Below are 25,998 nucleotides of genomic sequence, written 5' to 3' on the forward strand. Positions count from 1 at the left end.
GGAGACCCCTAATATTTAAAAAGGGATCTCCTTTTTCATATTTTTTTAGGCATTGTTCCCTGCCAGATAATCTTTCAAAGCGAATTGTAGTGTCCCTTTGAAATCCGCTACCTGGTCCAAATTTATGCCCAAATGAATTAACATCTTGACTATTTCTCCACGTAAACCGGTTACGACCGTTTTACACCCCATCATCGCTATGCCATTAATAAGATTCATTAATGAACGAGCGACTTCGGACTCCATCTGAGCAACACCCGAAAAATCGATGATGAGTGTTTGGATATGTGAATTTCCTATCTCTGAAATGGCTTTGTCTTCAATTGTTGAAACACGGTAGCTATCAATCTGTCCGATTAGCGGTAAAATGCAAATATTAGAAGAGATTGGGATGATCGGAACAGAGAGATTTTCTACTAATTTTCTTTGCGATTCTAGCAGTTCATCTTTATATTTTGTATAACTGATGAAAAAATAGTTTAGAAACTGATCAATCATTTGATTAATATTTTTTTCAAGCGTGAAGAATTCCTCTAAATCCGACATGGAATTGGTGCCTGCTTTGTAATTATAAAGGAAATCCCATAATGTTCTTCGAATGGCTTGAACCCACTCGAGCTTAAAAGCAATTGTTAAAGAATACCTTGACCATGCCACACCTTCCTGTTTGGCAAAGGAGATTAATTCATGCTCGCGTCCTTCAACAACAAACATGGCTAGTTTATGTGCATTATTTAAAAGATTGATATTACCCAATGTATGTATTTCTTCAATTTTATCTCTCACATTAATAGCTTCATTTAATAAACAATTTTCAAATTTTGCTCGATTAGCGACAAAAAAATCCTTTAACGTACTACTTTCTTCCACATCAAGCTCCAACCTTTTCACACCTCTTTTTTGTAAGTTAAATTGTTTGGGCAATCGTATTGTAAAGGTTGTCCCCTTTTTTTCCTCGCTGTCAATATTGATTTTCCCTCCATGCTGATAGACCACAGAAAACACTTGAGTTAATCCCATACCTGTTCCGTGATCCTTTGTGGTATAAAAAGGAGTACCAAGTAATGACAATTTTTCTGTTGGGATTCCAACTCCGGAATCTTCAATACTGACTATAAGTTCATCATGAGCTGCAAAATGGCAGATCGTTAAGTTGCCCTTCCCCTCAATTGATTCAATGGCATTTTTTATCAGATTGAAGAAAGCTTTTTTAAATTGATTCTTCTTCCCATAAATCGAATTGTCCGTGTCTTTAAATTGAGTGACTACTTGAATATGGTATAATTTGTCTTGAAATAAATTAAGGATGGACTCAAGCTCTACTGCAAGGTGAAAAGATTGCTTTTCTTCTTCCTCCTGATCCGGCTTAGAAACTTGGAGAAGATTATTTAAAGTTGTTAAAGCATTATCCAATTCTGTTTGTGCAATATTGATATAATCTGGTTTGTTCTCATGTTCAAGGAGTTGTAAAAAACCCTTTACTGCCGTTAATGGATTTCGAACTTCATGGGCTATACCAGCAGCAATTTGTCCTACAGATGCTAGTTGGCTTAAATGATTCTTAGTATCTACCTGCTCTTGATACGTTTCATTCACAATCACAATACCCTTTCTTTTATTACAAATTTTCTAATGCCTTAAAACAAATTGAATTATTTAGTATTTCTAAATAATTTTACCAAAATATTCAGAAAATTAATAGGTTAAATTTTCCTAGTACTATATAAATTTTGAAAAAAGCATCCTTATTTAGGTAAAATAATTGTAATTAGTTATGGGGGGATGAGTATGTGCGGCCGGTTCACATTAACAGCAAGTGTCGAGGAAATTATTGAAAGGTTTTTGATCGATTCTTTTTTAGAAGAAGAATTATTTTCGCCCAGCTATAATATTGCCCCCTCCCAGTCCGTCTTGGCGGTCATTAATGATGGAACTTCAAACCGAATGGGATTTTTAAAATGGGGGTTGATTCCACCCTGGGCAAAAGACATGTCCATTGCCAATAAAATGATTAATGCTCGAGCTGAAACCTTAGCTGAAAAGCCAAGTTTCAGAAATGCTTTTAAGAAGAAACGCTGTTTAATTATCGCCGATAGCTTTTATGAATGGAAGCGTCATGAAGATAAAACGAAGACCCCGATGCGAATTAAACTTAAATCTGAGGAATTGTTCGCGATGGCAGGCCTTTGGGAGCAATGGAAATCACCAGAGGGTAAAGCTATTTTCTCCTGCTCTGTTATCACCACCACTCCCAATGATTTAATGGCAGATATTCATGATCGGATGCCGGTGATTTTAAAGCCTGAGGATGAAAATACCTGGCTCAATCCCACTATTTCCGATCCTAACTTTTTAAATCAATTCCTAGTGCCGTTTGATCAAAATCTTATGGAGGCGTATGAGGTTTCCTCACAAGTTAATTCTCCTAAAAATAACAGCATTGATCTTATACAAAAAATTTGTTAAAAATTTTTTTAAAAATGGACATGTTCACTACATGCAAGTCCATGCTTGTTCATATGATGTATTACCCATAAAAGTTTTCCTTCTTTGGAAAGTGGCTGCGCCACTTTCTTTTTTTTTATAATTTCATGTGCAAAATGTACATCGGCCCCTGCCGGCCCATAGCTCGTATTCCTTCATCAATAAATCCGGATTTTTTATAGACATGCTGAGCGATGGTATTTATTTGGTTAACAGCAAGGATAATTTCATTTTTCCCTGGAAAATGCTCTTTCACGAATGCCGGCAATAATTCTAAAGAACTCTGAGCAATTCCTTTACCTTGAAAGGATGAATCCACTGAATAAGCTCTCAATAACAGAGCCTGCTTATTATCTGAATAATCCTTCACCCCATTCCAACCATGGAGGACGAAAAAACCTGCAATCTTATCTTTATAAAGAATCAATGTGGGAACACGCTCTTCATCATTTTCACATGCGCGAATGGCATCTATTGGATGTGCAGTGAATCTGGACTGTTCCTGAGACAAATAATAATTTTCCAACAAATGCAGATTCTCAGTTTGATAAAATTCTAAACGGGTTAACCCCTTCGAAATGGATTGTTCCATCCCCTATTCCCCTCCTTAAAAAGCATATCTTTCAATTTGATAGTATATCAAATTGAAAGATAGATTGTTGTGATTTTGTAAAATAAATCAAAATAGTCCGAACTTTGTCCGGACTATACCACAACTTAAGTATCATTATTTTTGATCCCATAAGTAACTTACTACAGCATCATATTCTTCTTTCGATAATGAAGCGGGGGCTGATTTTGGCATATTCTTTGAAACGAAAGCTTGTAGATCTTCCTTCGTTTTAAAATCAGCATGGATTCTGTTTGCATCCAGTACTTTTTGACCACCTGTAATGTCGCCGGAACTATGGCAGGTTATACAGCTTTTTTGAAAAATTTCATCCCCTGCTAAAGCAGCCGCCGGCTTACTCTCTTCCTGTTTTACAGCTTCTTTCGCTGGTTCCTTCGCGCTATCGCTGTCATCTTTGCCGCAAGCGCTCATGATACCAATCAAAAGAATAAAAAAAATGGCAAACCCAAAAATCTTTTTCAAGCCTCCACCTCTATTCTTATAGATTCTTAGAATTGCAAAAAAGCGGCAATTCCTAAATCCATATTATTGTAAAAGCTGTACAATTATTCCTATGCGTTTAGTAAAAAATGGACATAAATCTTACCGATGATACCGGGATGAAATGCCTATATTTTCCTTTGAAATGGGGATGTTAATATATGAAACCTAAACCAATGAAAATGGAGATGAAAATATGACTGACAGCAAACCAGCTCACGAAGAAGCACCTCTAGAGGCTGCAGACCAAATTAATAGTTTGCATACTTACAGCTTGGCAGCTAAAGATGATTCTTTAAATACTACCGACCAAATCACTGCCAATACCCTTGCTGAACCCGCAAAAGCAGCAAATGATTCGGCGGAAAATATGGTGGAATCGAAAAACCAATAAGGTAAATTTAAAAATAAATCCTCACCTCCCCAAAAATGTCATATCCTCCAGAACTGAACATAAAATAGAATATACGTTCGTAGGGAGGCGAGGATTTTGGTTAAACAATCCTTGATTACAGGTGAGATGTTAGTCAGGTATTACGAACTCAATAAACAGAAAAAAGAAATCGAGCTCGAAATGAATGCATTAAAAGAAGCTTTTCAAAGTTATTTTAATCATTTAGTTGGCATTGACCATAAAGGCGAAATCACCATTAGCGGCTATAAGCTGCAAAGGCAAATTCGGAAAACGGAAAAATATCATGAAGTGGAAACAATTAAAAGATTAGAAGAATTAAAGATGAATGACCTCATCCAAGTTGTGAAAAAACCGGATGATGTGAAAATCAAAGCTGCTCTTAATCTAGGTTTTTTAAAAGCCGATCAGTTGGATGGGTGTATTATTACTACTAATACCCCTGCGATTTCTGTTAAGCCGTTAACACCAAAATAAATTTTATCTCTAAAGAGGAACCTACATCTTTGATCTGTAGGTTCTTTTTTCATTGGTGTTAAATATTGGAGGATTTTCAAGAATGATGGAGAAATACATATATGTAAACACTTACATACCTTTTGAAAGGGGTAATTAGGAAATGGCAAGTCAAGAAAGTTTGTTAGTTCGGCAATATTTAAAGTCTTTTTCGTCCAACCAATCGGCAGAATTTAATCTTGAAGCAGCTAGAAATGGATTGGAGGCTTTATCTGGTTTAACACCGGTTGCATCCGATATTAGCGTAGAAAAAACAGAAATCGAAGGAATTCCGGCGGAATGGGTAGTGGCTCCAAATGCTGCTCTTGATCGTGTATTCCTTTACCTTCATGGCGGCGCCTACATCATGGGAAGCTGTAACACTCATCGTTTTTTAGCTTCTAAGCTTTCAAGGTCTACTGCTGCTCGTGTTTTAGTCCCAGAATATCGACTTGCACCAGAAAATCCTTTCCCAGCAGCGGTTGAGGATGCGGTTAAAGTGTATCGCTCTTTAATTTCTTCTGGTATTTCACCCGAACAAATCGTCATTGGCGGAGATTCAGCTGGCGGCGGTCTAACCTTATCAACACTGTTAACGTTAAAGGCCGAGGGAGATAAATTGCCAGCCTTGGCTGTTCTTCTGTCACCTTGGACTGATTTGGAAGGTACTGGAGAATCCATGGATACTCGTGCAGCTGTTGACCCTTGGCTATCTCCTAATTCATCACGTGTAGTCCCGGCTTTATATATCGGTGATTTGGATCGTCGTCACCCACTTGTTTCACCAATTTATGCTGATTTATCTGGTCTGCCTCAAATGCTGGTCCATGTCGGAAATGATGAAATCCTATTAAGCGATTCGGCCCGCCTTGTTGACCGTGCCCGTGCTGCGGGAGTCGAAGTCAACTTTAAAGTTTGGGATGATATGTGGCATGTCTTCCAAACCTTCCAAATTCCTGAAGGCCAGCAATCGATCGATGAAATCGGCGAATTTGTTGTTAATCAATTGGGCTAGTTTTAAATGGAACGCTTGGACTTATTCCGAAGCGTTCTATTTTTTTGTCGTATAAGTTGTAAGCTAAGTATTAGATCTTAAGTTGAATTTCCAGTTAATATCCAGAAAATGTCGTAAATTTTTAAAAATAAGTAGTAATTACGGGAATATAGGTCGTAAATTGCTAAAAATACGTCATAAGTTTTGGAGGTTCGAAAGGATTTCCAGTTATTATCCAGAAAGTGTCGTGAATTTTAAAAAAATAAGTATTAATTAAGGGAATATAGGTTGTAAGTTGCTAAAAATACGTCATAAGTTTTGGAGGTTCGAAAGGATTTCCAGCTATTATCCAGCAAGTGTCGTAAATTTTAAAAAATAAGTAGTAATTGCGGAAATATAGGTCGTAAATTGCAAAAAATACGTCATAAGTTTTGGAGGTTCGAAAGGATTCCATAAAAAAAGAAAAGCCCTTAGAAAACTAAGGTTTTTCTCTACAATTCTAGCTCCCAAGTTTCACCGACTAATCATGACCCAAAATGTGATGATTCTCTTCAGCGACCAGTTTAAAACCCTGCGTCTGATAGATATGTCTAGCCTCGATTAAAATACTATTGGTCCATAAAACCATTTTTTTATAGCCAACTTGCTTAGAAAATTGAATACATTCCTTTACAAGCCGGGTACCGAGACCCAACTCTCTGGCCTCAGGGTCTACTAAAAGCAACCTTAGTTTGGAGATAGAATTGCCACCATCCAAATTGCCACCATCTACGACAAAAACGGATCCAACCACTTCTCCGTTCATTTCCGCAATCCAGCAGCGTTCTTTAATCCCTTTTCACCTATTCTACCAGAACCACACAGAGTGCCCGACTTCTTCGATTTTTCCTACTCATGGGCACCAGCGAGTAACAAAATCCAGTTTCATAAGAGGAGGAATATACCAGAAATAAAAAACAGACCCATCAATAGGGTCTGCAATTAAAGCTTATTCATCTAAATCAACATTATGATACACTTGCTGCACATCATCTAAATCTTCTAAAGCATCGATCATTTTTTCAAATTTTGCTTGTCCGTCCTCTGGCAGGGTAACGTCGTTTTGCGCAAGCATAGTTAATTCTGCAACCGTAAAATCAGTGATTCCCGCACTTCTGAATGCTTCTTGAACCGCATGGAACTGTTCAGGCTCAGCATATACGATGACTTGATCCTCTTCTTCGATGATGTCGCGCACATCTAAATCAGCTTCCATTAATAGCTCAAGTACTTCTTCTTCTGTCTTACCTTCCACACCAATAACAGCAGTAGCATCAAACATATAGGCTACAGAACCGCTGACACCCATGTTTCCGCCGTTTTTACCGAATGCCGCACGAACGTCTGAAGCGGTACGATTTACGTTATTTGTTAATGCATCGACGATCACCATGGAACCGTTTGGACCAAAGCCTTCATAACGAAGTTCGGTATAGCTCTCTTCTGAACCGCCTTTTGCTTTATCAATCGCACGGTCAATAATATGTTTTGGTACATTGTATGTTTTGGCACGTTCAAGGACAAATCGTAAAGCTTGATTGGATTCTGGATTTGGTTCACCTTGTTTTGCTGCTACATAAATTTCAACACCAAACTTTGCATAAATACGACTCGTATTTGCGTCCTTTGATGCTTTCTTTTCTTTAATATTGTTCCATTTACGACCCATTTTGAACACTCTCTTTCTTCTTGATTCAATGCCTATTCTATTGCCTATAAATCAATAAATTATACATGCTCCACTTGCACAGATATTATTATACAGTAAATAGGCCATTTGTTAAGTGATAAATATTTAAAAAAATAAAGGGTTGCCTATACAAATCATAGAAAAATATTGTACACCCAATTGACACTCATTAAGGTAAACCCAAGAGAGATGTTTATCCAGCCTAAAACCTTCGATGCTTTTTGTTCTTTTTCTAGATTTGCATTCTTATATGCTTTAACATCCGTCAACAGAATTAAAGCGCCTGCGACGTAAAGTAAAGTGACCACATATCCTAAGTAACCAATATTCAAAATTCAACTTCCTTTCTCTCTGCCTATTTTGCTTTCATACCAACTCGATGAATGTTTGTTTCTACATGAACATCAAAGGTTAAATCTTTATAAAACCTATCCCAATTTTCTTTTGTTTTAATTTTTCTATTCCAATAACTCGGTAGTTTTGCTCGAAAATGCTCCCCAAAACCAAAGATATCTGATTTAGTTTTTTGTGTTTTTTTAATTAAATCCCGGATGGATTTAGCGGTGTCTTTTGATGCCTGCTTATCGATATCTCTAATCATCTTAGATTTTAATAAGGAAATGGTTGGACTATACTTTTCATCAATTTCGCTCTCGTATCTAACCTTAATATCAACATGGGGGTTGCCGTCTTTTATTCTAACCTTAATTTTGGTATTTCTGGAAACAGCCCTTACCAATACCATTTCTTCCTTTCCTGGTATTTTTGTAAAAGCTCCATACCCGCCTTTTTTTATTCCAATGATAGACATATAAACTCCTATTTCCGAAGGGCTTGTCTTGCCGACCATGCGATCGCCATGAAAATATGCGAAGCCGTTTAATTGAATATTTGATCCTTTTTTGAGTGCTAAGTAAGGTAGGATTGGATCCTGACCTTTACTTGAAAGAATGGCCCAAAATAGTCCAATAAAACTTGGGGGGAATTTTCCAAGAGCTGTAAGATTATCAACCATGTCAGCCAAATAAAGTGATGGAACGCGTTCAAGTTCTGGAGACAATTTCATATATTTGGCTGCTGGTTCTTTTGAAACCACTAGCGAAGCCGTTCTACGTATTTCTGGATTGCGCTTAAGGAAATCATTAAACCGCTGTGTGCCTCTTTTCGCAACCTTTTCATTTAAAACGATTATCCGTAAATGTCCAAGAAATAATTTATCCGCTAAATCTTGCTGAAGATTAAGAATAGCATCATCTAATGTATGACCAACCACTTCCATGACTAATACGGGCTTTTCAGCACCGCCTGTTTGTACTGGACCTAATGGTATCCGGCCAGGGATGGCAATTTGTGCAGTTAATTTAATCATTTGTTCGCTTGGAATTGGAAATTGATTCTTTAAATGGGAAATTTCATCTTCTTTTGGCGCCTTCGAATCAACAACGTCAATACCTATCGCCAATACAGTTGCGCGCTGCTCAATTTCTTGACTGTCCCAGCACCCTGATAGTAAAGGGAAAAGAAGGAAAAAAAGAATAATCAGCTGAAGCTTACAATTGTTGTGAAACACTTTTCTTCCTCCTCCAGCCCTTTATGAAATCTATCAATAATAACAAGCCAGGATAAAAAATAGTGATCAATAAGCCTGCTCTGCCTACGTATTGGATAACCTCATACAATTGTAATATGTCTTTGGGAACCATGGCCAAAATAAAAACAAAGGGGAGAATAAAGTAACTCAGCATTTTATGATCCTTAAGATGACATATTTCCTTGATGGAATGAATGGTAAAGAAATAACTCGAAAAAAGTGTCGTGAAAACGGCAGTTACCCATACCGCTAGAAAAATGACATCCAGCCTCTGCAAAATATTGCCTGGCACTGTGGTTGTTCTGGCCAACTCCAATGTAGGCCAGAAAATTTGTTTGATCTCTTCAGGACCAAACACAGCAACTGTCGCAATGACCAATAAGAGGTATAAACCACCAGAAATAGATATGCCCCAAAAGCTTGCCTTCAACGCTTTATTAGGCGTTTTCATTGAAGGAATAATCATCGTGATGATGAAAGTACCTTGAAAAAGCGCAGAGATTGTTAACATGCCCGTAAACATATCATAAAAATTTGTGCCAATAAGAGGACGTAAATAAAGGATATTGGCATTCTTTAATGACAAAACAACTACAATCATGGCAGGTGCCAATATCATTGGAACATAAAAATTGTGAATATAGGAAAATACGTTAATGTTGTTTCTACAGCTTAAACAAGCAAGCAAAAGCATGACTATGACGGTAACCTCCAATGGTGTTTCTCTTAAGACTGCAGAAACCACAACTTCCCCAAATTCACGCGAGGCAAGTCCAGTTAAAATTAAAAAAAAGAAAATAACAAATAAACTGCAAAATCTCCCCATCCATTTACCTAATATTTCCTGGCTGTATGTGATGATGGTTTTTTCTGGATGACGCATTCCCAGTACAGTGATTATAAATAACCCAATAGCTGCCAAAGCTATACCGGATAATGTAACAAGTGGCGCACCTGTATCACCAGCTCTCACAGCAAATAAGGGCAGTGGAAGAACTCCTACCCCAATAATGGTACTAATTAAGATTGTCGATGTTTGAAGTGTTGTGATTTCTTTCGGATCCCCCATTATTCAAACCCTCCCGTTGATCATTGCCAATCTTACTGTGTTTTAAGACTGTGTTATTATTTTTTTTAAGTCTATTCCGATTATCAGGGTGGAGAAAATTCGGTCTTTTTGGCATCCACCATAAAGGACTTCGAAAGACTACATCTTTTATGCCTTGATAATCCTCTGGGGAAACAGGAGCCATATATGGTACACCAAAAGATTTTAACGACAGCATATGATTAAAGATAAAGATAATTCCAATCACAACTCCGTATAAACCGAAAATTCCAGCCATAATCATAATTGGAAACCTGAGCATTCTTAGGGCAAAGGCGGCTGAATATGCTGGAGTTGCAAACGAACCAATGGTAGTTATGGCAATGACGACTACGGTAATCGGGCTGGATAACCCCGCTTCAACTGCCGCCTGCCCAATAACTAAAACACCTACAATTGATAATGCACCGCCTACTTGCTTAGGAAGACGAACTGTAGCTTCCCTTAATACTTCCATAGCAACTTCAATTATCAAAACTTCAAAAACCGCTGGAAAAGGAACTCCTGCTCTTCCGCCAGCCACAGCAACGGCAAATTCGGTTGGCAGCAATTCCGGATTAAAAGAAATTAAGGAAACATAAAGGGATGGAAACACTAATGAGAAAACTAAAGCTAATATCCTTGCCATTCTGACAAAGCTGCCCATCAAAAACCTGGAAGAGTAATCCTCCGTTGTTTGATAAAATTGGTTAAACACAACAGGAACCATTAAGGCAAAGGGTGAACCATCCACAAGAATAGCCACCCTGCCTTCGATTAAATTCGCCACTGTCCTATCGGGCCTTTCAGTACTTTGCGTTTGCGGAAATGGCGAAAAAGGATTATCCTCGATAAATTGTTCTAAATAGCCAACATCCATAATCGCATCAATATCAATTTCAGATAATCTTTTTTCAACTTCCTTTATGACTGTCTCGTTAGCAATACCTTTTAAATAGCAATACGCTACAGTTGATTTGGTAAGCCGACCTATATTCATTGTTTTTACTTGGAAATCTGCTGTAGGGAGTCGATATCTTAGTAAGGCAATATTCGTTGCTATATTTTCAATAAATCCTTCACGAGGACCCAAAATAACTTGTTCTGTTTCCGGCTGGGCAATGGATCGCTTTTCAATGCTCCTTGTTCCGATATGAATGGCTTCTTGAATACCATCGATGCAAATTACTGTTTCACCGCGCAACAGAACCTCAATTAATTTTTCAATATTAGATTCTATTCGTGCTTGACAATGATATAAAGCTTCATTAAGAATCAAATCAATTAATTGAAGGAGAGGCTTTTCTCTACCTAACAAATGTTCGGGGACATACATTAAGGGCTTTAATATATCAATATTGATAATTTCCATATTAACTAAATTAGGAAAATAGAAAACTGCCGCATGATATTGACCAAAAATTTTAAAATACTTTATATCAAGATCATCATTTTCTCCTAAAATTTCTTTGATTAATTCCTCTGTTTCTTTTAACGAACTCGTAGTTGGTGCGTCACTGTGCTCCTCTATTACTTTACTTGGGACCAGAGGTTTTGCTTTTATAGTGCTTAATTTTCTTTTGTTAGTATTTCGAAATAAAGACACATCACCACCACCCTTTTATAACTTTTACCAATTTAATATAAATATTCCAATAAGGCATGCTGTTTTGGTGTGATTACATACAAAAAAGTGGTTCAGGTTATACTGAACCACTTTTTGGCAGGATTATCGCTATACAAGCATTTGAAATAAGGTACTATCTTTGTTGACTTCCCGATAAACGAATCCCTTTGTTTTGATCCGATCAATTAATGGATAGTAATCGTCTTTATCCTTTAACTCAATACCAACCAGAGCCGGGCCGGTTTCACGATTATTCTTTTTCGTATATTCAAAATGGCTAATATCATCATTTGGACCTAGGACGTCTAATAAGAATTCACGTAATGCACCTGGCCGCTGCGGGAACTGGACAATAAAATAATGCTGCAGGCCTTCAAATAGCTTCGAACGCTCTTTAATTTCCTGCATTCTTCCGATATCATTGTTTCCGCCGCTGACGATACAAACCACCGTTTTTCCTTTAATTTCATCTGCGTATGTATCTAAGGCCGCAACGGAAAGTGCTCCTGTTGGCTCAACGACAATCGCATTTTCGTTATAAAGAGTTAATAGGGTCGTACATACCTTTCCTTCTGGAACAACGATGATATCATCAACAATTTCTTTACAAATATTGAAGGTCTTGGTTCCTACTGTTTTAACCGCGGCACCATCAACAAATGGATCAATTTTTTCAAGTGAAGTTACTTCACCCTTTACGATTGATTCCTTCATTCCAGGTGCTCCTTCAGGCTCGACACCAATTAAATGTGTCTCAGGAGAGATGTGCTTTAAATATGTTCCTACCCCGGCCATAAGCCCGCCGCCGCCGATTGCGCCGAATAGATAATCAACTTTTTCTGGACAATCATTAAGAAGTTCAACCGCCACCGTACCTTGACCCGCGATGACGTCAAAGTCATCAAAAGGATGAATGAAGGTTCGGTTTTCAGCACGGCTGCATTCCAGCGCCTTTTCAGAAGCATCATCAAAGGTATCTCCAACTAATACAATTTCAACACTATCCCTGCCCCAGAATTTCACTGAGTTTACCTTTTGTTTAGGGGTTGTGGTTGGCATGAAAATTTTGCCGTTAATTTTTAATAGATGACAAGAGTAAGCCACTCCTTGGGCATGGTTGCCTGCACTTGCACAGATAATTCCGTTTTGCATTTCTTCAGGGCTTAGTTTTTTAATCCGATTATAGGCCCCGCGAATTTTAAAGGAACGGACACTTTGCATGTCTTCCCGTTTTAAATATACATTACAGCCATACCGTTCAGATAATAAATGGTTAAATTGCAGAGGAGTTGGCGAAATCACGTCCCTAATCGTGTGACTTGCAATGATGATATCCTCTACATTCAGCGTTTTTTTATCTACTTGTTGACTCATTTCTCGGTTCCTCCTCATATTCAAACATCAATCTTTTCTCATCTGATGATGGTTTATACACAACAAAAAACCCGTCCCATATGGATAGGGACGAGTTGTTCTCGCGTTACCACCCTACTTCCGCAGCAAATCTTTCGTTGCGGCTCTCGATAGACGTACAGCACTTTACTCTTAGCTTCTCGTACTTGTACGCATTCCAATATAACGGCGGAATTTGCCGGTATAGCTTACTGATTCCGTTCAGCTATACATCTCGGAGATGATCTTCAGAAGGTCCCTGCTATCGACTCCCACCACACGTCGACTCTCTAGGAAACAAGGAGCAATCTTACTCTTCTCGTCACTGATTTAAGATTAATTTTTTATTAGGTTACCACCGAAAAAAAAACCTGTCAATATTTTTTGACTATTTTTTATATTTAGACAATTTATAAAGCGCTTACATTTTAAAAAAGACATCTGTCCTCTACGGGAGGACAAATGTCCACGAATGGTGCCTGACACCATTGATGACACCATTATTGGTATTTTATTTCGCCGTTTATGATGGTCATTTCGATCTCAGTTGTGAGGAGCTCATCTGGGTTTTCTAGTGTCATTAGGTTTTTGGAATAGACGGTCATGTCGGCCAGTTTGCCGCGTGAGATGGTTCCTTTTATATGTTCTTCATTGGTGGCGTAGGCTCCGCCTATTGTAAACAATTTAATTGCTTCCAACATAGATAACTTTTCATTCGCATTCCAGCCTTCATGTGTTTGTCCTGGAGCTCTCCGGGTTACGGCTGCATGGATACCAAGCAAAGGGTCAACAGGCTCTACTGGTGCATCAGATCCGCCGGCACATAAAACTCCTCCATTCAGTAACGTTTTCCATGCATATAAATATTGCTCTCTTACTTCCCCTACTCTTTCTCGTACCCATGGATAGTCCCCAACGACAAATCTTGGCTGGATGTCTGCAATTCGACTCCTGTCAGCTAATCGCTGAACTAAATCCGGGCGAACCAGAGAGGTGTGAATGATGCGATCACGAAAACTCACGGATGGAAATTGGTCGAGTATGTCTAAAACATTTTCCAAAGCTTGGTCACCAATGGTATGAACAGCAATAGGCATAGAGAAATCACGAGCCTTTTTGACAATTTCATATAAAGCTTCTTGGGATAGCATCGCATCTCCGAATTGGCTCGGATCATCCTGATACGGCTCTGAAAGCAGCGCTGTTCTCCGGCCGAAAGCCCCATCAGCAAAAATTTTGATAGCGCCTATTTGGAGCCTCTCATTACCAAAACCAGCATGCATTTCTCTTTCTTTCAATTGTTTTAGAAAAGGATAATCAATGAGGAGATTGCTCCGTAAACCAACTTGCTCCTGATTCAATAATTCATCATACAATCGATACGTTTGATCAAGCCCGCCTAAATAAGCAGGGTCATTGGTATGTACACTTGTTAGCCCCTTCGAAATGGCAAAATTCATGGCATTTCGCAATCCACTTTTTAATTCCTCATAACTTTTATCTGGAATGTTTTTCGTCACTAGCTTGGAAGCAGATTCCAACAGAAGACCATTCGGCTTTTTCGAAACTGGATCTATGACTACGGTTCCACCAACCGGCACTTCAACAGAAGGATGGTACCCGCTCATTTCTAAGGCTTTGCTATTCACCAAAAATGCATGGGTACATATTCGCTTTAGGTAAATGGGACAATGCGGGGCAACATAATCCAGCTCCGCGATGGTCGGAATGGTGCCCTCAGTGAAAAGATTTTCATCCCAGCCCATACCAACAAGCCAGGTCCCTGGAGGAACGGTTTCCGCCCGATCCTCAATCTTCCTAAGCATTTCGCTTTTGGACTTCACTCCTGTTAAATTGAGGTCTAAAAGATTAAAAGCAACACCTGAAAGATGTAAATGGCTGTCAATCAGACCTGGAGTAACCGTTCTGCCCTGTAAATCAATAATTTCAGCATCGTCTCTTCCCCATTGAAGCACCATATCGCTATGGTTTCCTAAATCAATAATTCTGCCATTCTCAGCCACAACTGCTTCTACTAATGGCAAATTCGAATCAAGCGTATAGATTTTTCCGTTAGTAAAAATTGACTTTGTCATAAACCGTTCCCCCTAGCCTTAAAAATTGTTTGAACTATTTCTTCTATATATAATACCAAAGATGATAGATTACTCGACAACTTCATTTAAAATATAGTTAAACTAAAAAAGAGACCACATTCATTTAGGGAAGTAGTCTCTTTTTAATGCTATTATTTTTGTACTACCCAATCTTGAACATTATAAAACATACCAAATTGTTTTGGTAAACCTACTTTTACCTTTTTAGATACGGCTCCCATCAGGTAATCGGAATAAAGTGAAATGGTAGGCAGATCTTCATGTAAAATTTCTTGAACTTTATTGTAAATGACTCTGCGATTTTCAGGGTTTGGTTCTAATTTTCCTTTATTCAACAATTCATCTACCTCTGGATTACTATAACCCGCAAAGTTATAAGGTCCGCCTGTTCCATAGAAGGCACTTACATCAGGATCCACTTGATAAGGTATTCCAAGGAACATTAAATCAAAATCATGTTTTGCTCCTTTTTGCATATGTGTAGGGAAATCAAACTTTTGGATTTGAACATTTAAGCCGACTGCTTTTAAATTTTCAGCAATAATAACAGCTGATTGTTCACGAACCTGGTTGCCAATTGGAACATTGACGCGAATTGGCTTACTCTTATCCCAGCCTGATTCCTCAATAAGCTGCTTAGCTTTCTCGGGATCATATTCATAGTTCTTAATATCTTTATCAAAATAAGGGTGCAGTTTTGTATACGGCCCATCAATGATCTCAGCTTTCCCTTTTAGCAGCTTCTCAACAATTTGAGGTCGGTTAATCGCATAGGCAATAGCTTGACGCATCTTCGGATCAGTAAACGTTTTAGTATTCATGTAGATTTCTTGATAATCATAGCCCTTGCCGTCTACAGCCTCGACATTAGCCATATTTTTCACCTTTTCAACATCTTGGATGGCAATAGCTCCAGTGGATGGGTAATTCAAATGAATTTCACCCGTTTGCAGCTGTGCAGTCAAATTGGCTTGTGGCACAACTTTAAAGAAAAGCTTTTCGGTCTTTGGTGCCCCGCGGTAATATTCAGGGTTCGCCTTATATTCCACTTGAGTTTCCCCTTTGAAATTTACAAGTGTATAAGCACCATCTGATACAGTCGGCTTCAGCATAAATGGATCTTGATGAAGCTTGGCAGGATCTTTATCTTTTAGGATATGGCTTGGAATGGTTCGGATATTAATTAAGTTTCCTTTAATATAGTTAGGGTCAGTCGGTTTTTTTGTATGAATGATAAATGTTTTATCATCGACGATTTCGATCCCTTTTACCGTTTTTTCCCCTTTTGGCAGCTGCCCATTTTCATCTAAACCTTCAATGATATTAAGAGTTTTTAGGCCAACGCTTTGAACAGCAGGATTTGCTAATGTGTCAAAGGTGAATTTAACATCCTCTGTTGTAACAGGCTTCCCATCCGTCCAATTTGCTTTTGAATTAAGTTTAATTGTAAAGGCTTGATTATCCTTTGTTTCAAAGCTTTCTGCTAACTTAAATTGGAATTCCATATTTTCGTTTAGTTCAAAGAAAGGGTCGAATAAAATCGATGATAGAGTCATAGCTCCTAAATCACGCGCGTTAATCGGATTAAGTGTACCTATGGCGTTTGAAACACCCACAACAATGGTATCACTCAAACTTGCAGATGTATTCCCCTTTCCTTTGTCCTTTGTTGAAGACGATGTTTCATTTGCACCAGAACATGCACTTAATAATAGCAGCAAAGCAATGGAAAAAATGGTTAAAAACTTTACCTTCCCTTTTCTCATCTCTGTCCCTCTTTTCCTTATAAAATATTAGATTAGCTTTTTACAAAACTATTTCAATGTTTTCGGATCAAGTGCATCTCGCAGCCCGTCTCCGATAAAATTGATGGCTAAAACAACAAGAACAATCATAACCCCTGGTGGAACCCAAAGCCATGGCTGCGAGGTTAATACCGTTAAGGATTGGGCATCTGTCAGCATATTTCCCCAGCTCGCTGTCGGCGGCTGTACCCCCATACCTAGAAAACTAAGCGAAGCTTCAACAATGATGGCTGCCGCAATTCCAAAGGTAGCCTGGACAAGAATAGGTGCAATCGCATTCGGCAATATATGCTGAAATAAAATCCTTGGAGTACTTAACCCAAGCACCACTCCAGATTTCACAAAATCAACATGCTTTAACGAAAGGACGCTGCCGCGGACAAGTCTGGCAACGGAAGGCCAGCCTAGAAGTCCCAATATCCAGATAATATTTAACAAATTAGGTCCCAAAATACTGACGACTACAAGGATTAACATCAGGCTTGGGAATGACATAAAGACATCGGTTAAGCGCATTAACACGATATCCACCCATCCTCCAAAGTAGCCTGAAACCGCCCCGACAATCGTACCTATGATACTATAAATCAAAACGGCACCAAGACCGACTATCATCGATACGCGGGAAGCATAGATTAAGCGGGTAAAAAGATCCCGTCCAACTTGATCGGTGCCTAACCAGTGCTCCGGTGACGGCGGTGCTGAAAATTCATCATAAACCTGAAAGGGTTCCTTTGGTGCAATCCAAGGAGCAAAAATAGCAACGAGAATAATGAAAAGCATAAAAATACTCCCTGCCACCGCTAATCGATGCTTCATAAAGCGTTTTACGATAAGCTGTAAAGGTGTTTCCTCCTTCCCAAGCTCTTTATTGGAAATGGGTGGTATTTCCACTTCATTTTTGATACCAGTTTCCAGTATCGGCATAAACGATCCCTCCTCTCCTACTTATATTTAATCCGTGGATCCACAAACGAATAGAGAATGTCCGTAAATAGGTTTGCAAATAAAACCATAAAAGCTGTTAAAAGATTGAGCGCCATCAGAGTTGGATAATCCCTTGACATGATGGATTGGATGGTAAGCTGTCCCATTCCCGGCCACTGAAAGACCTGTTCTGTAATAACCGCCCCGCCTAGTAAAAAAGGAATTTCAAGACCGATAATTGTGATAATCGGAATGAGTGCATTTTTTAAAGCATGTTTATTGGTGATGACGATTTCTTTTAATCCCTTAGCCCTGGCAGTCCGCAAATAATCCTGTCCCAGTACCTCTAGGAGACTTGCCCTGACATAGCGGACGTATTGTCCGGCAATTCCGACCGCAAGAACCATAACCGGTAGGATGAGATGCTTGATCTTGTCGAAGAAATCATCTTCACTTCCGAGGGTCGACATTCCTCCTGCAGGAAGCCATTGTAATTGTACGGCGAAAATATAAATAAGACCTAAGCCAAGGAAAAAATGCGGGATGGATATCCCGAAAAAGGAAGTGCCTGTCGCCAAATAATCAAGTTTGCTATATTGCTTTACCGCACTCATAATTCCGATTGGCAGCGCAATGATTAATCCTACGATAAGGGCAAGAAACGTTAATTGAAAAGTAGGGCCAATCCTTTCTAAGATCACTTTCGAAACAGGTTCATAGGTAGAAAACGAGTAGCCTAAATTGCCCTGCACCAGATTACCGAGCCAATGGAAAAATTGAACCCATAAAGGGTCATTCAAGCCTAATTGTTCTTTCCGTAAATTGAGAAGCTCCTGTGAAGTGTTGGGGTCAACATACATATCAACCGGGTTCCCGGGAGCCATATTAATAATGATAAAGTTGACAATCGTTACCCCAAATAAGACTGGAATAGCAATTAATAGCCTGCGAATAATATATGGAACCAAATTTGCCCCCTCCTTCTAAAACGTATCTTCTTACGCTTCATTAATGGCAAAGCATGCAACGCCATGTTCCTTCCCTTTAAGAACCGGACTTTGCTCCCGGCAAATCGCTGTTGCGATTGGGCACCGTGTATGAAAGCTGCATCCGCTCGGCGGATTGGCTGGGCTTGGCACATCGCCTGGTATGATGATTCTTTCTTTCGATCTTAGTTCAGGGTTCGGAATAGGATAGGAGCTTAATAATGCCTTTGTATAAGGATGCTTAGGATTGCGAAAAATTTCTTCCGTTTTCGCTACTTCAACGATTTTCCCTAAATACATGACGGCAATTCGGTCACTGATGTATTTCACGGCACCTAATCCATGGGCAATAAATAAATAGGTCAGGTTAAATTCCTTTTGCAAATCCTTTAAAAGGTTTAGTATTTGAGCCTGAATCGAAACATCCAAAGCAGAAACGGGTTCATCACAAATGATCAATTTTGGATTAAGAGATAAGGCTCTGGCAATTCCAATCCGCTGCCTTTGACCGCCGGAAAATTCATGCGGATAACGACTTTTATAGCTTTTAGGTAATCCGACCAATTCAAGAAGTTCATCCACTCGTTTATGGAGGTTTTCTTTTTCCACTACTCGATGAATTTTCATCGGTTCCTCTAATAGATCCTTGATTCGCTTCCTGGGATTTAAAGAAGAATAGGGATCTTGAAAAATAATTTGCAGGTCCCTGCGAATACTTTTCATCGTTTCACTATTTGCTTTCGTAATTTCCTGCTCCTGAAAGAACACTTTACCCTCGGATGCATTTTCAAGCCTTACAAGTGTTTTCCCAATGGTTGATTTACCACAGCCAGATTCCCCTACCAATCCAAGTGTTTCACCGGATTGAATGAAAAAATCCACCCCATCCACTGCTTTCACATGTCCAACCGTTCTAGAAAGGATCCCTTTTTTAATAGGATAATAGGTTTTTAATTTTTCTACTCTTAATAGAGGATTCGTTCCCTTTTCCATCGTGATGTTCATTTGACTAATGCCTCCTTTGGCATTCCAGTAATCATACTTGGTTGAACATCCTCGATTAACCAGCATCTCACTTTGTGCCCTTCCTGAATTTGCTCAAGTCCAGGCTGTTCCTGCTGGCATCGCTTTGTGGCATGTGGACATCTAGCATGAAATCTGCAACCTTGCGGCATATTCTTCAAACTTGGGACCGAACCAGGAATTGACGCAAGCCGCTGTTCATTTTCATATTCCAAATGAGGTATGGACGCCATTAACCCTTGTGTATAAGGATGCTTCGGTCCCTTAAAAAGCGTGAATACATCGGCCTCCTCAACGACCTGTCCTGCATACATCACAATGACTCGATCGGCCGTCTCGGCAATAACTCCAAGATCATGGGTAATGAGCATAATGGCCGTATCTGAATCCTTTTGCAAGTTTTTCATCAAAAGTAAAATTTGTGCCTGGATCGTTACATCCAATGCCGTAGTTGGTTCATCCGCGATAAGGAGCTTCGGTTTACAAGCCAGGGCCATGGCAATCATCACTCTCTGCCTCATCCCTCCCGATAACGCATACGGATACTCCTTCATGATTTCCTTTGCCCTTGGAATACCAACCTTTTTTAACATTTCTATTGCATATTCCTTGGCTTCCTTACTATTCATTTTCAGATGGAGCTTGATTCCCTCTATCATTTGATTGCCAATGCTGAAAACAGGATTTAGGGAGGTCATAGGTTCCTGAAAAATCATAGAAATTTCATTCCCTCTGATTTCTCTTAGGCGTTGTTGTGTTACCTGTGTCAGATCTTCATCACAGAAAATTATATGTCCATTTTTTACTTTTCCGTTTTTACCGAGCAGACCCATAATCGACAATGAAGTAACACTTTTGCCGCAACCAGATTCACCCACAATCCCGATTGTTTCACCCGGTTTGACAGAAAAACTAACCTCTTCAACCGAAATCACTTCTTCCTTGTCCGACTCAAAGGCAATTTTCACATGATCAACTTCAAGCAAAGGCCGCATTTCCTCACCACTCTTCCAAAGATATAATATTAAAAATATTCAGTCTTTTAAAAAGCTGTTTCATTACCGTTAAACTTGATTAACACTATTTAATCAAAGTATAGAAATGAAAAAAAGGGACTTGGATTGACATTTCGTATCATTAATTGACAAGCAAAAAAAGGATTCCTCTTGTTGAACTAATAAAACTATTGTATATTTTGAATATTAGAATAATTTTACAGGAGGTGTAGGAATGTATAATTTGGTGATTGCTGATGATGAATATGAAATCCGGCATGGATTAGTAAACTATTTCCCATGGGAAGAAATTGGTTTCGAAGTGATTGGACAGGCATCAAATGGTAAAGAGGTACTGGAGTTGATTTCCGAGAGCAATACTGATGTATTACTCTGTGACATACAAATGCCAATCATGACTGGCATTGAGGTAATAAAAGAAATTCACCAGCAGAATTCACCTGTAATGACTATTTTTCTTAGCGGTTATCAGGAATTTCACTATGCTCAGTCAGCCATTAAATATGGGGTAAAGAATTATATTTTGAAACCGACTAAATTTTCGGATTTAACAGAAGCGTTTACGCAAATCAAGAAAGAACTAGATCTAAGAAATCCCTCCCCTCCCCTAACGGATATTGCAACAAACGTAAAAGATGAAGACCCTATTATTCTAAAAATAAAAGATTATGTAAAAAACAATTATAAAAACGCCACCTTAGAAGATGCCGCACAAATTGTTTTTATGAACCCCCATTATGTAAGCAAATATTTTAAACAAAAAACAGAAGAAAATTTCTCTGACTTTGTCTTTCAAATAAAAATGGAAGAAGCAGCGAATTTATTAAAAACGATGAAATATAAGGCTTATGAGGTCAGTGAAATGGTCGGATACAGTAACGCCAAGAATTTCACCAGAGCTTTCCGTAAATATTTCGGTATTAGTCCGAAAGAATATAGACTCATAAATTAAGGACCCACAATACATGGACTCACTTAAACGTTCTTTTTATATTAAAAATTTGATCAAGCTTCTTATTCCAATGCTCATTCCTATCTTCATTCTAGGATCAATTGCGATACCCTTAATTCATTTCAATTTAAAGGAAAAAATTAATCAGGAAAATCTTAACCTGCTCAATCAAATTCAAATGAATGTGGAAATGATTTTTGATGAATTGAATTCGATCAATTTAACGATTGCGGCTAGTGCAGTTGAATTTATTGATCTGCAAAACATGCTTGAAAAAGAATGGCTTGACCAAGAGGATTATGTAAAGCTGGCATCCATCAAAAATACGATTGATTCCCCTGCTATTGCACATCCCTATGTTGATTCCATTTACATTTACATAGAAAATGACCAAAATCGATTTTTAACCTCTACAACCGGCGGAGTGGTCGATCTTAATACTTTTGAAGACACTTCTTGGTACGAGAGTTTAATTAAACAGAAAAGCAGTGATAAAGTATGGACAAAGAAAAGAACTATCGTTCGAAAGCCAGTAAATTTTCCAGCTAAAAAGATAGAAGTCATTTCCGTGTATCGAAGTTTTACTCTTGCAAATGGCGATTTTGGTTACATTGTCTTGAATGTAAACACAACTTATTTGAAAGATTATCTAAATAGTTTATATAAAATGCCAGGTCAAAATATTTTGGTGATGGATATGACTAACCAGGTTCTCTTTGAAAACCATCCAGTCCATTTAACCTCTTCTGAGATCGAGAAAATGGTTACTACACAAAATGAAATCGACACCCTGAAAATTCAGAACGAAGCTTCTATCGTTTTTAAATTGGAATCTGAAAAATATAGTTGGTTGTTTTTTTCATCCATTCCGAAGAGCTCTCTTTATAAACTCCCGTATCAATTGATTATGGTTACAATAATTCTACTAATCCTGTCTATCATAGTTGGAGGAATTTCAGCTTATTTCTTAACGAAAAGAAATTTCGCAGACATCCGTTCCATTATCACCATTTTAAATAAAGCAGAAAAAGGTGAACCTCTCCCACATTTACCAACCGTGGTAACGGATGTTCACAGCTTTATTATTCATAAAATCGTGACAAACTTTATGGAGCAATCCTATATGAAGGTGCTTCTATCCGAACGAAAGTATAAAATGCAGGCACTGGAATTATCTATGCATCAATCACAATTAAATCCTCATTTTTTATTTAATACACTGGAAACGATTAATTGGAAGGTTATTAGTCTTACGAAGAGACCAAATGAAATTAATGATATGATCGATCATTTGGCAAATATCCTTCGTTTTTCTTTAGATGCAAATGATGATTTAGTGGTATTAAAGGATGAAATTAAACATACGAAAAGTTATGTGGAAATTCAAAAGATCAGGCACAAAGATCAATTTACATGTGTATGGGAATGTGATGAGGGTGTTGAAAAATATTATGTCGTAAAACTTCTTCTGCAGCCCCTTATTGAAAATTCGCTCGAGCATGGCATGGCGGGATTGGAAAGAATTCTTTCCATAAAAGTGCGAATCAAAAGCAGTGCATCATTCCTAAATGTATCGGTCATTGACAATGGTACGGGAATTGGAGCGGAAAAATTAATGGATATTCGCTCAAAATTGAAGTCAGCTTATTCCTCTTCTGATCATATCGGTCTTTATAATACGAACAAGCGTTTACAATTAACCTATGGAGAAAAATACGGAATTACCATTCGAAGTAAGCTCGGATGGGGAACGATAGTGGATGTGAAGATCCCAATCAATTAAATTTAGAATATATAAAAATGAAGCTGACGAAGAGCAAAACAAACTGCCACGCCGGCTTCTTCCTGCTTCATGTTTATTTTTCATTTAAAAAATTTAAGGAAGTCCGTACAAAATAATGAACCCCAAGAATCAGAGCCTCTTCTTTTACATCAAATTTTGGATGATGATGCGGATAATTTTCAGCAGGATTTTCGCTTCCTGCGCCCAGGAAGGCAAAACAGCCTGGAGCAACCTCGGCAAACGCTGAGAAATCTTCACTTCCCATCAAGGCTTGGGACCGGACAAAATTGCTTTCCCCAAAGGTTTCTACAATCGTTTTTTCTACAAGAGAGGTGATTTTTTCTTCATTTATAGTTGGACTATATCCAAAGTTATAGTCCAATTGATAGGTTGCATCGTTTGCCGCTGTCAGCCCCTTCGTTAACTTTTCAATCCAAACTGGAATTTGTTTACGAATTTCAGGGTCAAACATACGGACGGTGCCCCCGATCGTCACACGATCAGGTATGATATTATTGGCGGTTCCTCCATGGAACTGGGTAACTGAAATAACGGCACGATGGCCTGCATCCACTTTACGGGAAATAAGCTGATTGATCCCGTTCACAAGCTGTACACCAATCGCAATGGGATCAACCGTTCCATTGGGTTCTGAACCATGCCCCCCCTTGCCTTGAATTACGATATCAAAATCATCACATGCTGCTGTTACAGCTCCATAACAAAGGGAAAATTTCCCTAAAGGACCTTGAGAACCAAGGTGAAGCCCAATTACGCCATCGATCCCCTCTGCTGCGCCTGCCTTGATCATCTCCTGTGCACCGCCAGGGGACAATTCCTCCGCATGCTGAAAGAAAAATCGAATTTCCCCATTAATTTCGTCCTTTAACTGGGAAAGGACTTTTGCAGCGCCTAGAAGCATGGCCGTATGCCCATCATGTCCACAAGCATGCATGACCCCGCTTTTTTTTGAGTCAAAGGGCAAACCCGTTTCTTCCTGAATGGGCAGAGCATCCATATCGGCTCTCAAGCCAATCACCCTGCCTGGATGTCTTCCAAAAAGGCGTCCCATAACACTTGTAGGTGTTACCCAAGAAACCTCGATATTTCCGAAGGATTGCAATTTTTCAAATACGAATTTGGAGGTTTCGACTTCTTCAAATGAAAGCTCAGGATTTTCATGGAAATGCCTGCGCCATTGGACCACTTCCGCTTCAATGGCTTCTACCAAGTTTTGAATATCGACGATTTTTTCAATCACAATACAAGCCTCCTCTATTTTTCATTCAAGAATTTTAAGGCTGATTGCACGTAATACTGTACACCAAGAATCAGGGACTCTTCTTTAACATCGAATTTAGGATGATGATGCGGGTAATTCTCTTCCGGTTTTTCACTTCCTGCACCTAAGAAAACAAAACAACCTGGGGCAACTGCCGAAAATGCTGAGAAGTCCTCTCCTCCCATGATGGCATCGGCAATCACGCGATTACTTTCTCCAAACGATTCCACAATGGTTTGATCTACCATTGCAGTGATCTTCTCCTCATTCACAACGGAAGAGTAGCCCAATTGATAATTCAATTGATAGGAAGCATCATGGGCTTCGGTTAGCCCTTTGGTAATCTGTTCAATCCAAACCGGAATCTGACTGCGGATTTCCGGATCAAAGGTACGAACCGTGCCGCCAAGGGTCACTCGGTCAGGAATGATGTTATTAGCTGTTCCTCCATTAAATTTTGTAACAGAAATGACCGCACGTTTACTGGCATCAACTTTTCGAGAAATAATCTGATTGATTCCATTTACAATCTGAACACCAATTGCAATTGGATCTACAGTTGCAAAGGGTGCCGACCCATGTCCACCCTTACCTTGGATCTCAATATCAAAAGCATCCGTTCCAGCTGTTACAGGACCATAGCACACGAAAAATTTGCCGGCAGGAATCTGCGACGCAAGATGGAGTCCAATTACGCCATCAATTCCTTCTGTAACGCCAGCTTTAACCATTTCAGCTGCGCCACCTGGGAAATGTTCTTCAGCATGCTGGAAGAAAAATCTGATTTCCCCTTTTATTTCGTTTTTTAATTGAGAAAGGACCTTTGCGGCTCCTAAAAGCATGGCAGTATGTCCATCATGACCACATGCGTGCATGACATCCTTGTTTTTGGAGGCAAACGGCAGTCCTGTTTCCTCCTGAATTGGGAGCGCATCCATATCTGCTCTTAAGGCCACTACTCTGCCTGGCTGTTTGCCAACGATTCGTCCTAATACACTCGTAGTAGTTACCTTTGAAACTTCGATATTACCGAAGGCTTGGAGCTTTTCAAAAACGTATTTGGATGTTTCAAACTCTTTAAACGAAAGCTCAGGATTCTCATGGAAATGCCTGCGCCACTCAACTACTTCCTCTTCAACGGCTTCAACCAATTTCTGAATATCAACGACTTTTTCAATCATATCC

At 38.9% G+C, this 25,998-nt stretch carries 24 protein-coding genes and 1 other annotated feature; of the genes, 6 read left to right on the top strand and 18 right to left on the bottom strand.

All coding sequences use genetic code 11. The features are described 5' to 3' along the window. Window positions 1-45: 45 nt before the first annotated feature. A complete protein-coding gene (locus LC455_RS31670) occupies window positions 46-1,596 on the bottom strand; it encodes an ATP-binding protein (RefSeq protein ID WP_223590121.1) in 1,551 nt (516 codons plus the stop codon). 192 nt (window positions 1,597-1,788) lie between these two features. On the opposite strand from LC455_RS31670, the gene LC455_RS09260 reads away from it, so the two are divergent. Continuing rightward, on the top strand, window positions 1,789-2,466 hold the full coding sequence (locus LC455_RS09260) for an SOS response-associated peptidase (RefSeq protein ID WP_223590123.1): 678 nt from the start codon (window positions 1,789-1,791) through the stop codon (window positions 2,464-2,466). Window positions 2,467-2,581: 115 nt separating this feature from the next. Here LC455_RS09260 and LC455_RS09265 read toward each other — a convergent pair whose 3' ends face one another. Together LC455_RS09265 and LC455_RS09270 are read right to left on the bottom strand one after the other, a co-directional pair. Continuing rightward, window positions 2,582-3,076, bottom strand: coding sequence for a GNAT family N-acetyltransferase (locus LC455_RS09265; RefSeq protein WP_223590124.1), 495 nt, complete (start codon window positions 3,074-3,076; stop codon window positions 2,582-2,584). A gap of 135 nt (window positions 3,077-3,211) precedes the next feature. Next, window positions 3,212-3,577, bottom strand: coding sequence for a c-type cytochrome (locus LC455_RS09270; RefSeq protein WP_223590125.1), 366 nt, complete (start codon window positions 3,575-3,577; stop codon window positions 3,212-3,214). A 214-nt stretch (window positions 3,578-3,791) separates the two neighbouring features. Here LC455_RS09270 and LC455_RS09275 point away from each other — a divergent pair, with 214 nt between their 5' ends. The 3 genes from LC455_RS09275 (at window position 3,792) to LC455_RS09285 (ending at window position 5,517) form a co-directional block, all read left to right on the top strand. Beyond that, the gene (locus LC455_RS09275; protein ID WP_223590126.1) at window positions 3,792-3,989 is read left to right on the top strand and encodes a hypothetical protein; all 198 of its coding nucleotides are present in this window, start codon (window positions 3,792-3,794) and stop codon (window positions 3,987-3,989) included. A 96-nt stretch (window positions 3,990-4,085) separates the two neighbouring features. Beyond that, window positions 4,086-4,484 carry a hypothetical protein gene (locus LC455_RS09280; protein WP_223590127.1) on the top strand — a complete coding sequence of 133 codons (399 nt, stop codon included), beginning with the start codon at window positions 4,086-4,088 and terminating at the stop codon, window positions 4,482-4,484. A 142-nt stretch (window positions 4,485-4,626) separates the two neighbouring features. Further along, a complete protein-coding gene (locus LC455_RS09285) occupies window positions 4,627-5,517 on the top strand; it encodes an alpha/beta hydrolase (RefSeq protein WP_223590129.1) in 891 nt (296 codons plus the stop codon). 499 nt (window positions 5,518-6,016) lie between these two features. On the opposite strand, the gene LC455_RS09290 is transcribed toward LC455_RS09285, so the two are convergent. From LC455_RS09290 to LC455_RS09350, 13 genes are all read right to left on the bottom strand, one after another. Then, entirely contained in the window at window positions 6,017-6,301 is a 285-nt protein-coding gene (locus LC455_RS09290) for a GNAT family N-acetyltransferase (RefSeq protein ID WP_263297737.1), read from the bottom strand. Window positions 6,302-6,484: 183 nt separating this feature from the next. After that, window positions 6,485-7,204: a YebC/PmpR family DNA-binding transcriptional regulator gene (locus tag LC455_RS09295; protein ID WP_223590130.1), complete on the bottom strand. Its 720-nt coding sequence runs from the start codon at window positions 7,202-7,204 to the stop codon at window positions 6,485-6,487. 155 nt (window positions 7,205-7,359) lie between these two features. Continuing rightward, the gene (locus tag LC455_RS09300) at window positions 7,360-7,557 is read right to left on the bottom strand and encodes a CLC_0170 family protein (protein ID WP_223590132.1); all 198 of its coding nucleotides are present in this window, start codon (window positions 7,555-7,557) and stop codon (window positions 7,360-7,362) included. Between the two features lie 23 nt (window positions 7,558-7,580). Further along, window positions 7,581-8,795 (bottom strand): Ger(x)C family spore germination protein, encoded by a 1,215-nt coding sequence (locus LC455_RS09305; RefSeq protein ID WP_223590133.1) that lies wholly within the window; start codon window positions 8,793-8,795, stop codon window positions 7,581-7,583. Next, window positions 8,776-9,885: a GerAB/ArcD/ProY family transporter gene (locus LC455_RS09310; protein WP_223590135.1), complete on the bottom strand. Its 1,110-nt coding sequence runs from the start codon at window positions 9,883-9,885 to the stop codon at window positions 8,776-8,778. The genes LC455_RS09305 and LC455_RS09310 overlap by 20 nt, the downstream gene beginning before the upstream one ends. Next, window positions 9,833-11,452: a spore germination protein gene (locus LC455_RS09315; protein WP_223590902.1), complete on the bottom strand. Its 1,620-nt coding sequence runs from the start codon at window positions 11,450-11,452 to the stop codon at window positions 9,833-9,835. The genes LC455_RS09310 and LC455_RS09315 overlap by 53 nt, the downstream gene beginning before the upstream one ends. A gap of 186 nt (window positions 11,453-11,638) precedes the next feature. Beyond that, window positions 11,639-12,904, bottom strand: coding sequence for a threonine ammonia-lyase IlvA (ilvA, locus tag LC455_RS09320; RefSeq protein WP_223590137.1), 1,266 nt, complete (start codon window positions 12,902-12,904; stop codon window positions 11,639-11,641). 83 nt (window positions 12,905-12,987) lie between these two features. Next, window positions 12,988-13,257, bottom strand: a binding site (T-box leader). 165 nt (window positions 13,258-13,422) lie between these two features. Then, window positions 13,423-15,018: an amidohydrolase gene (locus LC455_RS09325; protein WP_223590138.1), complete on the bottom strand. Its 1,596-nt coding sequence runs from the start codon at window positions 15,016-15,018 to the stop codon at window positions 13,423-13,425. Between the two features lie 152 nt (window positions 15,019-15,170). Beyond that, complete coding sequence (locus LC455_RS09330; protein ID WP_223590139.1) at window positions 15,171-16,805, bottom strand: ABC transporter substrate-binding protein; 1,635 nt, start codon at window positions 16,803-16,805, stop codon at window positions 15,171-15,173. A 48-nt stretch (window positions 16,806-16,853) separates the two neighbouring features. Beyond that, window positions 16,854-17,771, bottom strand: a complete 918-nt coding sequence (gene opp4C / locus LC455_RS09335; protein WP_223590141.1) for an oligopeptide ABC transporter permease — start codon at window positions 17,769-17,771, stop codon at window positions 16,854-16,856. A gap of 17 nt (window positions 17,772-17,788) precedes the next feature. Then, window positions 17,789-18,739, bottom strand: a complete 951-nt coding sequence (locus LC455_RS09340; protein WP_223590142.1) for an ABC transporter permease — start codon at window positions 18,737-18,739, stop codon at window positions 17,789-17,791. A gap of 30 nt (window positions 18,740-18,769) precedes the next feature. Next, window positions 18,770-19,762 carry an ABC transporter ATP-binding protein gene (locus tag LC455_RS09345; RefSeq protein WP_223590144.1) on the bottom strand — a complete coding sequence of 331 codons (993 nt, stop codon included), beginning with the start codon at window positions 19,760-19,762 and terminating at the stop codon, window positions 18,770-18,772. After that, on the bottom strand, window positions 19,759-20,775 hold the full coding sequence (locus tag LC455_RS09350; RefSeq protein ID WP_223590145.1) for an ABC transporter ATP-binding protein: 1,017 nt from the start codon (window positions 20,773-20,775) through the stop codon (window positions 19,759-19,761). Before LC455_RS09350 ends, LC455_RS09345 begins: the two co-directional genes overlap by 4 nt. A gap of 235 nt (window positions 20,776-21,010) precedes the next feature. Between LC455_RS09350 and LC455_RS09355 the strand changes: the two genes are divergently transcribed. Both LC455_RS09355 and LC455_RS09360 read left to right on the top strand, forming a co-directional pair. Continuing rightward, entirely contained in the window at window positions 21,011-21,748 is a 738-nt protein-coding gene (locus LC455_RS09355) for a response regulator transcription factor (RefSeq protein WP_223590147.1), read from the top strand. A 13-nt stretch (window positions 21,749-21,761) separates the two neighbouring features. Beyond that, window positions 21,762-23,531: a sensor histidine kinase gene (locus tag LC455_RS09360; RefSeq protein ID WP_223590149.1), complete on the top strand. Its 1,770-nt coding sequence runs from the start codon at window positions 21,762-21,764 to the stop codon at window positions 23,529-23,531. 73 nt (window positions 23,532-23,604) lie between these two features. Here LC455_RS09360 and LC455_RS09365 read toward each other — a convergent pair whose 3' ends face one another. Beyond that, complete coding sequence (locus LC455_RS09365; protein ID WP_223590150.1) at window positions 23,605-24,792, bottom strand: M20 metallopeptidase family protein; 1,188 nt, start codon at window positions 24,790-24,792, stop codon at window positions 23,605-23,607. A gap of 14 nt (window positions 24,793-24,806) precedes the next feature. Then, the gene (locus LC455_RS09370) at window positions 24,807-25,994 is read right to left on the bottom strand and encodes a M20 metallopeptidase family protein (RefSeq protein WP_263297738.1); all 1,188 of its coding nucleotides are present in this window, start codon (window positions 25,992-25,994) and stop codon (window positions 24,807-24,809) included. Between the last annotated feature and the right edge of the window lie 4 nt (window positions 25,995-25,998).

The organism is Neobacillus bataviensis (genome assembly GCF_019969725.1).